Here is a 10,598-nt window from a genome sequence, read left to right on the forward strand (position 1 = left end):
CGATACTTCATACAACCAAGCAAATTCATCAATTTGTTTTAAACCAGTCAATTCTTTTCTTAACAGGCCATCAGAAATAAACTTCCCACTGTTTTTATAGCTTTCTTTCTGTTTGGACAATGCCCAGTTATAAGCCCATCTGGCAGTTCCCACTGATTTCCATAATTGTGTTTCTTGTTCTTTAGTTGGTCTTAATCTTACTCTTTTTGCAAGTATCAATGGTTTATTCATATTATTAAGAGTTTGTTCAGTTCCACCGATCGAATCAACATTCAAATTACTCACCTCATGTATTCTATATAAACACAATGAGTGGCTTGCATTTAGAACAAATTGTGATATTTTTATAAACTTTTATAAATTTAAATTAACAGTTGTTAACCTCCAAATCCTCCAGAAACTCCACTGCCAAAACCACTTTTTTTAACTGAGGAATTTGTTCCTTTAATAATGCCTGAGGATTTATATTGATTAAAATCATTGTTGCCATATAACATATTTTTTGTTGCAAAGAATGAGCCTAAAAAGAAAAAATTACGGTAAAATGAGCTTGAACTATCATCACAAATCCAAATATTATCTTCATAGTCAAATTCCCAATCACTACAATTTTCATCATCAGGCATTTCCGTATCTGTGTACGCAAAATCTGTTTCGTCACTATCAGTATAAACAGTCTCATCTAAACTATCTTCAGTCGTCGTCCCCTCATCAACCTCATTTACTTGCTTTGTATTTTCATAAACCGGTTGACTTGATTCATAATAATCTTGAGAATTATGAGTTGTCTCAATCGACTCTGGTTCAGATCCACACCCGGTTAATGAACTTATTACTATACCACTTGTTAAGGCAATGCTCACTTTTTTCATTAATTTTGATGTTTTTGACATTGTATTCTCCTAATTCAATATATAAATACATACATTTCTATCCTAAACTGTGTTATATACTAATGTATATACAATTATTAAAGGAGTTTGAACAATGTTTAATACAGACAACATCTTTGTTCTTGAATATCGATTAGTTGATGGAGAATTTACACGACCTATTTACCATTTTCCATTTTTATCAAAGGTCCAAATCTTTACAAGAAGATATTGTGATTACTTTATTTTAAATGGTTTCGTTTACGAGAATAGAGGCTCTTATATCGAGGAAGATCGATATGTAATTGAAGTAATTGAATCGGATATGGAAAATACTCCTTTTTACCATTTAAACAGACCGTTAGGCATTGAAATTAGAGATGTGGATTCTTTTGATGAAATTCATTTCTATGAGAGCGGAGATGAATTGGATTTACTCTCTTGGCTTCAATCAACTTATATAACAATAAATCATCAAATTTACGAGCAAACTTCAAATGAAGTTGATCAGGACCGTAATACTTACGTGATGTATGTCAAACCGTATATTGAATAAAAAATAAGCTACCTAAGGCTTCCTAGGTAGCTTATTTTATAAATATTGTTCTAGCTTAATTAAATCCTTACACTGTATGCCATTTTCCCATATTTCTTCATCATAATTATCAATAAAGAAATTGTGAAAAACAATACTGATTTGAAATCCACAATTTTTATATAATGCTAATTGGTATGTACTTGAGTTACCGGTACAGATTGAAATTTTCGAATAACCAAGTTTTTTAGATTCATTAATTCCATAGTGAATTAAATTTTTTCCAAATCCTTGTCCTTGGAAGGTCGGATCAATTGCAATATTTTTAATTTCAACCTCTTCACTTGAATTCTCCATTAATACTAAAACACCGACGAGTATATTTTGGTCTAGTACTTCATAAATAGTACTCTTTTGAATATATTTATCTACCATTTCTTTTGATGGGTCAGCTAGTAACAATAGATTCCAATGCTCTTTTGTTAGAAATTGAATTTTATTAATATGATTCATTGATACTCCTTACTTTTTTAATCTTGCCTTTAAATAATTTATCGTATCATTGGTAGATTTTTGTACCGAAAGATTTGTAAATCCATGGTTTCCATTTTTAAGTGCAATTAACGTAACCATTTTTGGATTTTTTTTAGCAAATCGCTTAGATTGACTGAACGGAACAAGCTTATCTCCTGTGCCATGTACAATAAAGATTGGCACTTTTGTCTTTTCTACATATTGAATAGGACTCATCCGATTATACTCATCTGTCATTTGATCAACAGTACTATTCATATATTTATCTACGATTTCCGAACTTCTTGAAGAAGGAGATTGATTCATGGTCGTTAAGTCTGAAATTGGATACCAAGCAATAATGTACTTTATTTTGTTTTGTATATCGGGTTGAAGACCAGTTAATAAGGCTAAATGTCCACCAGCAGAAGCACCAGCTATCCCAATTTGATTTCGATCAATTCCTAATTCAGTTGAATTTGTATAAATAAAGTCGATTGCTGTTTTCACATCACAAACTGGAAAGTTATATGAATAATTTTCTTTTGAATAAAGTGTGTAGTCTATACTAATTGCTGTATATCCATCTTTTACTATTTCATTAAAGATCGTACTCCAACGTTTATTTAACGCTTTACTTCCATATCTCCAAGAACCGCCATGAACAAATATCAACGTTGGTGATGGACCATGTGAATTTTTAGATCGGTATATATCAATGGTTTGTGGAACTTGGGCTGGATTTGTGTAACGTACATCTCTTTGCACAATAATATCTTTACTTACATCATTTTTCTTCTTTTGGTGTTTATGTTGAAAACCATTAAATCCAACAAAGACAATAACAAAGATGACTAATGCTAAAATGATTTTCTTCAAGCCAATTCACCCTTCTAATAAAAAAGAGACTAACTCAGGTTATGTCTTCTAGGTTCATCTTTATGTAAGATTTTGAACGTCTACATAAATCAATAGAAATACACTAATGATGCTAGTCTCAATTACTTTATTTAATAACTGTTACATACAAAATTCCCCAAATTAAAAATACTGCACAAACCGCAAATAATATTTTTGCCAACTTTTCCATCTTAGAACCCCTATTACCTTATTTTAAATCGACAACAGTAACACCAATTCCGCCCTCGGAGGCTGCTCCATATCGATAGGATTTAACTGATCTGTGTTTTTTTAAGTATTCCTGTACCCCTTGTCTCAGTGCACCAGTTCCTTTTCCATGAATGATATTAATTCGTGGATAACCGGCTAATAATGCATCATCGATATATTTTTCAACGCGAATTAGCGCATCTTCATATCTTTCACCTCTAAGATCCAGCTCAAGATTAACATGAAAATCCTTACCTTTTACAGAAGTAACAGTTCGTTCTTTTACTTCTTTGGGTGAACTAACATATTCGATATCTTTTTCTTTAACTTTCATCTTAATAATACCGAGCTGAACTTGCCATTCACCTTCACTTACTTGATCAAGTAGTGTCCCTTTTTGGTTAAAGCTAATCACTTTTACTTCGTCACCTTCACGAAGCTTTCTTTGTTTCTTCGGCGCGGCCTGAGGAATTGTTTTCTTTGGAGCATAAGGAATTGCCCCTTCCAAACGAGTTCTTGCCTCAATTAATTCATGATCTTTAATAGAAGCTAATTGGCTATTTTTTAACGATCTTAGCTCTTTAATAATTTCCTCAGCTTCTTGTTGTGCAACTCTGACTCGCTTTTTCGCTTCTTCTTGTGCTCCACGATATAATTCATCACGGTGCTCATAAAATTCCATCATTTGCTTTTGTAAATCTTTGAAAACACGCTCTGATTCTTTACGGAAATCTTCTGCTTCTTTCCATTCTGTTTCTGCACCTTTTCTACTCGTTTCTAAAGATGCAATCATATTTTCAACTTCATTACTTTCTTCACTTACATGGTTTCTTGCTTTTTCAATTACACGATTTGAAAGTCCAAGTCTTCTAGAAATCTCAAATGCATTACTTCTACCTGGAACGCCAATTAATAGTCGGTAAGTCGGACTTAATGTTTCGACATCAAATTCAACACTAGCATTCATAACGTGCTCTCGATTGTAACTATATGCTTTTAATTCAGGATAATGCGTTGTCGCTACTACTCTTGCACCGTATTCACTTACCTCATCTAAAATTGAGATTGCTAACGCCGCACCTTCTTGAGGGTCAGTTCCAGCTCCTAATTCATCAAATAATACAAGACTACTATGATTAACATGTTTTAAAATATCTACAATATTCACCATATGAGAAGAAAATGTACTTAAGCTCTGTTCGATAGATTGTTCATCACCAATATCGGCGAAAATTTGCTCAAACACACAGATTTCTGAACCGTCTAGTGCAGGAATTTGCAAACCAGATTGTGCCATTAAAACACAAATACCAATCGTTTTTAAAGTAACCGTCTTACCACCCGTATTTGGACCAGTAATGACAATCGTAGTAAAATCTTTACCTAATTCAATATCATTAGCAACTACTATATCCCTTGGAATTAGAGGATGACGAGCTTTTTTTAATTTAAAATATCGATCGTTATTTAAAATTGGTTTACTTGCCTTAATTGAATGCGAATAGTTAGCCTTTGCAAATAAGAAATCCATTTCAGCTAAAATTTCAACATTTTGCAATAAATCCGCTGAAGCCTCAGCTACTTGACCCGTTAATGCCATTAAAATTTTCTCAATTTCTTGCTCTTCTTTCACTTTTGCTTCTTGTAAACTATTGTTTAATGTAACGACAGCTTGTGGCTCAATAAATAATGTTTGACCAGAAGAAGATTGATCATGAACAATACCACCATAAACATGTCGATATTCTTGTTTTACTGGAATAACGAAACGATCATTACGAATCGTTACAATTGAATCTGATAACATTTTTTGTGCATTTGTACCTCTAGTTAGACTCTCTAATTTTTCACGAATTCGAGCTTCAGCTGTTCGAACTTGTCCACGAATCGTTCGAAGTGTCACACTAGCATCATCTAAAACTTCTCCATTATCACCAATAGCAACCTTTATATTTTTATCTAACTCTAATAAAGGAATGATTTGCTCACTTAATGATTCTAAATAAGGAATTTCTACTTCACTCTCAATTAAGCTCTCAATAAATCGAATCATTTGACGCCCGGCATATGTAACACCCGAAATTGCAATTAGCTCAGATGGAGATAGCATGCCACCAATATCTGCCCTTTTTACTTGCATTCTAATATCTGATAATCCACCAAGAGGTACATTTCCTCGCAGACGAATAACTTTTACAGCTTCGTCGGTTGATTCATGTAGTTCTACAACTTCATCATAACTAGTACTTGGTAAAAGGTTTTTAATACGTTCCTTACCTAGTGAAGATGAAGCGTGTTTAAGTAATTGTTCTTTTATTTTATCGTACTCTAAAACTCTTAACGTACGTTGCATACCCGTCGTAACCTCCTTACACTCGATTACGTTTCCTTTCAATCAAACCTAAAAGTTCGTGTAATTCAAATGTATTTACAATATTTTCTCTTTTTAACCAAGCCTTCTTGGCCGCACTAACCCCAACAGTCATATGCTCTAGCATATCAATGTTATGTGCATCCGTATTAATTGATAGCATCACACCAGCTTCTTCGGCCATCATTAACATCTCTTTATTTAAATCTAATCGATTTGGATTTGCATTTAATTCTAAAATTGTACCTGTTTCTTTTGCTACAGAAATTAATTCTTCAGCATTTACTTTGTACCCAGCTCTTCTGCCAATTTTGCGCCCTGTTGGATGCCCAATCATGCTAACATAAGGATTTCTCATTGCATTTTTTAAACGCATCATGATTGTCTCTTCATCTTGACTAAAGCTAGAATGAATTGATGCAATAACAAAATCAAGTGAACGTAAAACATCATCTTCATAATCTAACGATCCATCAGGTAAAATATCCATTTCTACCCCATGCAGAATTGTAAAATCAGCGTATTTTTCATTAACACGCTGAATTTCTTCTTTTTGTTTCCATAAACGCTCAGGAGTTAAACCGTTCGCAACCTTTAAATATTGTGAATGGTCTGTGATGACAATATATTTATACCCCTTAGCACGACATGCATCTGCCATTTCTTCGATTGAATAGCCACCATCACTCCACGTAGAGTGCATATGTAAATCAGATTTCATATCTTCAAAACGAATTATTGGATAATCGTTTGTAAAAGTTGAAACTTCCTTTCCATCCTCTCGAATTTCAGGTGGAAAACAAGGTAAATTAAAGTGAGCATAAAAATCTTCTTCATTTTCAAAAGTTAAAACTTCTCCTGTATTAACGTTTTCAACACCGTACTCACTAATTTTTTCATCACGATCTTTAGCCAATTGACGCATTGCTACATTATGATCCTTAGAACCAGTAAAATGATGCAGCGTTGTAGCAAACTCCTTTGGTTGAATAATACGGAAGTCAACTGAAATCTCATATTCAATACCTTTTAAAACAAGAGAAACTTTTGTATCCCCTTGTGCAATTATTCGAACGATTTCCGGCATCGAAAGTAATTGTTCTTTAATGCTTTCCGGTTTATTTGATGCAACAATAAAGTCTAAATCTTTAACTGTTTCACGTACTCTTCGTAAGCTTCCTGCTCTTGAATACTTTTCAACATCCTTCATTCCTGCCAAATAAGCTTCAATTTTATCAGCGATCGGTAAAACATCTGCTAGTGGCAAGCGTTCAGGCTGCTTACCAAACTCCTCGATTGATTCTAAAATATTTTTCTCTGTCTTTTTACCGAATCCAGCTAACCCTTGTAACTTACCATTTAGGCATGCTTCTTTTAACTGCTCCATGCTCTCAATTTGTAATGATTGATAAAGTTTAGCTACTTTTTTTCCACCTAATCCTGGTAGTCTAAGTAAAGGAAGTAAAGTTTTAGGCAATGACTCTTGTAGTTCATCCAAGACCGTACTTTTACCAGTTTCGATATATTCTAAAATTACTGCAGAAGTCCCTTTTCCGATCCCTTTTATAGCAGTAAAGTCGTCGATTTGCTCAAGACTTCTTTCATCAGTTTCTAATGCATTTGCCGCTTTACGAAATGCTGATATTTTAAAAGCATTCTCACCTTTTAGTTCTAAATAAGTAGCAATTTGTTCTAACAGTTTAATTAACTCTTTTTTGTGCATTTTAAGTCACCTACTTAACATAGAAATTATTTTTTCACTAAAAACTCGATTAAAGTATTTCAGAACTAGAAAATCCGTTCCATAATTCAATTAATTGATTTGATATAAATGGTGTATGTTGAACCATAAAATACGCAATATTTGATTTATGTAATAAAACATGAAGCGTATCTATTGGTATGATTAAAGCAATAAAAAGCGCCAAAACCGAAAATAAATAAACCTCTATAAAACCAAAAATACCACCTAATAAGGAGTTCATCTGCTTTAAAACAGGCAATTGGAAAACTCCATTTAATAACGAACCAATAAATGAAATAACTAGCCTTGTCCCAATAAATAGTAAAGCAAAAGCTATAATTTCATATACAAACTGCTCTGCATTAACGACCTGGCCACCACTTATATGAATTGGAAATATTTTTTTTAGTGAAGTAGCGGTCTGCTCATAATAATGATAAGCTAGGTATATGGAAAGTAAAAAACCTAGTAATCGTACAAGGCTGCTAATAAATCCTCTTTTCCAACCTGTCAAAATTCCTAATACAAAAATAATAAGTATAATTAAATCAATCATTCTCTTTCTGCTCACTTTTCGTTTGATTTTCTAATAATTTTTCGAGCATTTCAGCTCTTTCTTTTAATTTAACATAATCACTTACAATATTTATTGCTGTCAATACAGCTAATTTATTAGTATCTAATAATGGATTCTTTTTATTTATTTCTTTCATTTTATCATCTACAATTGAGGCAACATGGCGAATATGATCTGTTGACTCGTCACCAGTAATTGCATAATGTTGCCCATAAATAGTTACATTTAGTTTTTGTTTCGATGAAGAATTGGACAACTTCATACCTCCATTCAGCTATAAACATTCTAACCTTAACTATAACATGAAATTCAATACAATCAAAAGTATTGGAAAATATCCATTTATAAAGGAGAAATTTATGTCAAACACTGTATTAACAGTTTCTGAGGATACTCTCTTAAAGATGAAAGCACACTACCAAAGTAGCCTCCAATCAAAAGTACCACAAGGTGGAGTATTTATGGCCAAACCAAGTGGCTGTACAATCACTGCATATAAATCTGGTAAAGTAATGTTTCAAGGCTCAAATTGTGATGCTGAAGTAAGTAAATGGCAAGGTAAATCGGCTAGCCAAACGATTAAAAAGGTAAACCCTACAAATACGAATTCAACTTTACCAAAAAACTTTTCAAGTCTTTCAGTAATAGGTAGTGATGAAGTTGGTACAGGCGACTACTTTGGACCTATGACAGTTGTAGCTTCCTTTGTAGAACCAAGTCAATTCGAATTATTAAAAGAATTAGGCGTAAAAGATTCCAAAGAACTAACAGACGATGCCATATGCAGCATAGCAAAAAAAATTGTTCATGTCGTAACTTACAGCCTCTTAGTACTGCACAATGAGAAATACAATGCTATGCAAGAAAAAGGCTATAATATGAATAAACTAAAGGCTCTTTTACATAACCAAGCAATTCGAAATACTATTTCAAAATTGGAAGATAAAAAATATGATGCAATCTTAATTGATCAGTTTACTCCTCCAAATCTGTACTACGGATATTTAAAAGGAACAAAAGAAGTTATTCGTGATAAAGTTCAATTTGCTACAAAAGCAGAAGGTTTGCATCTCTCAGTTGCAGTTTCTTCTATTTTAGCCCGCTATGCTTTCCTACAACAAATGGACCAATTAAGTGAAAAAGCTGGCATGACCTTACCAAAAGGTGCTGGAGCAAAAGTTGATCAAGCCGCTGCAAAACTAATTAAATCAAAAGGTTTTGAAGCTTTACGAAGTTTAACGAAATTACATTTTGCTAATACCGAAAAGGCATTAAAGATTGCTAAAAAATGATATTCCTTAATGCATTATAAAGGATATGAAAACATCAAAAAAGCTGTATTCTAAAACATATATTTAGAATACAGCATCTACTATAAATATTATGAAACCTAATAGGCTAGCAACTTGTTTTTGTTTTTTATATCGAAGCATCGGTTTAGATAATAAAAATAAACAAATTAAAAATCCAAAAGGGATTGGTAACCAAAATAACCTAAATGGTAAAGAAGCTAGTACATAATAACCGATCATTTGAAACCCAAGATTACTAACATCCCGCTTAATGGCATCTTTATAAACTGCTAACACTCCAATTAACAATCCGACATAAAGTAAAAAGATTAACATCAAGCCACCTCCAAGATTGTCCTACTAATAACCTATTCACCTATAGCTTGTCTAAAGACTCATAAAGAAAAATGTTTAAACATATTCATATCATGTAGAAACGAAGGAGGAAAATTCAGATGAATAATTTAATAAACGAATATAGTAGTCTAATCCAATCCGTTCCAAAAATCATCAGAGCCTTATCGAATACAGATTATAAACCAAGTCCTACAAAATGGTCTAAAAAAGAAATCCTTGGACATCTTTGCGATTCTGCGACTATGAATCATAAAAGATTTATAGATCGATTGTCCTCTAATGATGAACTAGTTTTGGAGCTTTATAAACAAAATTCATGGGTAGAGTTAAATGATTATCAAAATAGCTATACAATTGAAGAAATTCTTACGTTATGGACTGCATTAAATTCACGTTTCATGAATGTGCTCGCAAACATTTCAGAAGACCAATGGAAACTACAATATATTAGTCAAAACGAAGAATCTGTTACACTAAGTTGGTTATTTACTGACTACATTGACCATATGAAGCATCATTTAAATCAAATATTAGGATAGGATCAAGGTGTCGTCATGAAATTTAAAGTGAAGAAAAATCCTCTATTAGTCGTCCTAATTCTGATCTTAATTCACTCATTATTTCAGTTCCCATCATCAGCTTTATTGAAGCTGATAGCACAGGAATCATCATAAGTTTAGTAGTCTTTGTCTTTTTATTACCAATATTGATTGTTCTAGTTTGGGCAATATTCAACACATACCATGAATTAACCGAAACTGAATTCAAATCAAAATTTGGATTTATAACAATACTTATTCCATATAGTGAAATCAGAACAGTTAATTTCTCCAATAATCCAGTTTCCTCACCTGCATGGACCTTCAAACGTTTGAAAATCGAATACAAAAAGTACGGATTTGCCTTACTTTCACTTCCTAAAGATGAAGAAGGTTTTTTACAAGAAATAAAAAAACGATGTCCCGATGCTACAATTTTAAATCGTCAAAAAGCAGAAGTTATAAGTAATTACGATCTTTAAAACAAAGAAAACTCACAAGGTAATAAGATCCTTGCGAGTTTTCTTTGTTTATTATTGATTTTTAGCCTGATTTCCCCAAAAATAGTTGGAGATTTAATTCATCAACCTTTATGAGGTACTACATTCCATCTTTCTCCTTTTTTACTTACTCATACCCCCCTCATGAGGTACTATAATCCATCTTTCTGCTTTTTTACTTACTCATG

Annotated in this window: 14 protein-coding genes; 4 read left to right on the top strand and 10 right to left on the bottom strand. The window is 32.7% G+C overall.

Translation table 11 applies throughout. The annotated features are described in order from the left end of the window. Together CN514_RS10555 and CN514_RS10560 are read right to left on the bottom strand one after the other, a co-directional pair. The coding region (locus tag CN514_RS10555; protein ID WP_176525865.1) for a helix-turn-helix domain-containing protein at positions 1-219 on the bottom strand (219 nt) is incomplete at its 3' end. A 158-nt stretch (positions 220-377) separates the two neighbouring features. Beyond that, a complete protein-coding gene (locus tag CN514_RS10560; RefSeq protein ID WP_098232541.1) occupies positions 378-893 on the bottom strand; it encodes a hypothetical protein in 516 nt (171 codons plus the stop codon). A 94-nt stretch (positions 894-987) separates the two neighbouring features. Between CN514_RS10560 and CN514_RS10565 the strand changes: the two genes are divergently transcribed. Beyond that, a complete protein-coding gene (locus tag CN514_RS10565) occupies positions 988-1,428 on the top strand; it encodes a hypothetical protein (protein WP_098232542.1) in 441 nt (146 codons plus the stop codon). Between the two features lie 36 nt (positions 1,429-1,464). On the opposite strand, the gene CN514_RS10570 is transcribed toward CN514_RS10565, so the two are convergent. From CN514_RS10570 to zapA, 6 genes are all read right to left on the bottom strand, one after another. Then, positions 1,465-1,920: a GNAT family N-acetyltransferase gene (locus tag CN514_RS10570; RefSeq protein WP_098232543.1), complete on the bottom strand. Its 456-nt coding sequence runs from the start codon at positions 1,918-1,920 to the stop codon at positions 1,465-1,467. 9 nt (positions 1,921-1,929) lie between these two features. Continuing rightward, positions 1,930-2,799 carry an alpha/beta hydrolase gene (locus CN514_RS10575; protein WP_176525863.1) on the bottom strand — a complete coding sequence of 290 codons (870 nt, stop codon included), beginning with the start codon at positions 2,797-2,799 and terminating at the stop codon, positions 1,930-1,932. Between the two features lie 229 nt (positions 2,800-3,028). Further along, a complete protein-coding gene (locus CN514_RS10580) occupies positions 3,029-5,383 on the bottom strand; it encodes an endonuclease MutS2 (protein ID WP_098232545.1) in 2,355 nt (784 codons plus the stop codon). A gap of 16 nt (positions 5,384-5,399) precedes the next feature. Beyond that, entirely contained in the window at positions 5,400-7,124 is a 1,725-nt protein-coding gene (gene polX, locus CN514_RS10585) for a DNA polymerase/3'-5' exonuclease PolX (RefSeq protein WP_098232546.1), read from the bottom strand. Between the two features lie 49 nt (positions 7,125-7,173). Next, positions 7,174-7,701: a CvpA family protein gene (locus CN514_RS10590; RefSeq protein ID WP_098232547.1), complete on the bottom strand. Its 528-nt coding sequence runs from the start codon at positions 7,699-7,701 to the stop codon at positions 7,174-7,176. Next, positions 7,694-7,984, bottom strand: a complete 291-nt coding sequence (gene zapA, locus CN514_RS10595; protein WP_098232548.1) for a cell division protein ZapA — start codon at positions 7,982-7,984, stop codon at positions 7,694-7,696. Before zapA ends, CN514_RS10590 begins: the two co-directional genes overlap by 8 nt. Before the next feature lie 97 nt (positions 7,985-8,081). On the opposite strand from zapA, the gene rnhC reads away from it, so the two are divergent. Next, a complete protein-coding gene (gene rnhC / locus CN514_RS10600; RefSeq protein ID WP_098232549.1) occupies positions 8,082-9,014 on the top strand; it encodes a ribonuclease HIII in 933 nt (310 codons plus the stop codon). A 63-nt stretch (positions 9,015-9,077) separates the two neighbouring features. Here the strand turns inward: rnhC and CN514_RS10605 are convergent, their stop codons facing one another. Then, the gene (locus CN514_RS10605; RefSeq protein WP_098232550.1) at positions 9,078-9,350 is read right to left on the bottom strand and encodes a hypothetical protein; all 273 of its coding nucleotides are present in this window, start codon (positions 9,348-9,350) and stop codon (positions 9,078-9,080) included. Positions 9,351-9,469: 119 nt separating this feature from the next. On the opposite strand from CN514_RS10605, the gene CN514_RS10610 reads away from it, so the two are divergent. Further along, positions 9,470-9,910 carry a DinB family protein gene (locus CN514_RS10610; protein ID WP_098232551.1) on the top strand — a complete coding sequence of 147 codons (441 nt, stop codon included), beginning with the start codon at positions 9,470-9,472 and terminating at the stop codon, positions 9,908-9,910. Between the two features lie 22 nt (positions 9,911-9,932). Here the strand turns inward: CN514_RS10610 and CN514_RS26470 are convergent, their stop codons facing one another. Then, positions 9,933-10,205, bottom strand: a complete 273-nt coding sequence (locus CN514_RS26470; RefSeq protein ID WP_286141637.1) for a hypothetical protein — start codon at positions 10,203-10,205, stop codon at positions 9,933-9,935. On the opposite strand from CN514_RS26470, the gene CN514_RS10615 reads away from it, so the two are divergent. Further along, positions 10,168-10,392: a PH domain-containing protein gene (locus tag CN514_RS10615; RefSeq protein WP_286141636.1), complete on the top strand. Its 225-nt coding sequence runs from the start codon at positions 10,168-10,170 to the stop codon at positions 10,390-10,392. The genes CN514_RS26470 and CN514_RS10615 overlap by 38 nt on opposite strands. The last annotated feature ends 206 nt before the right edge of the window (positions 10,393-10,598 follow it).

It is taken from the genome of Bacillus sp. AFS001701 (assembly GCF_002559405.1).
Lineage (GTDB): Bacteria > Bacillota > Bacilli > Bacillales > Bacillaceae_G > Gottfriedia.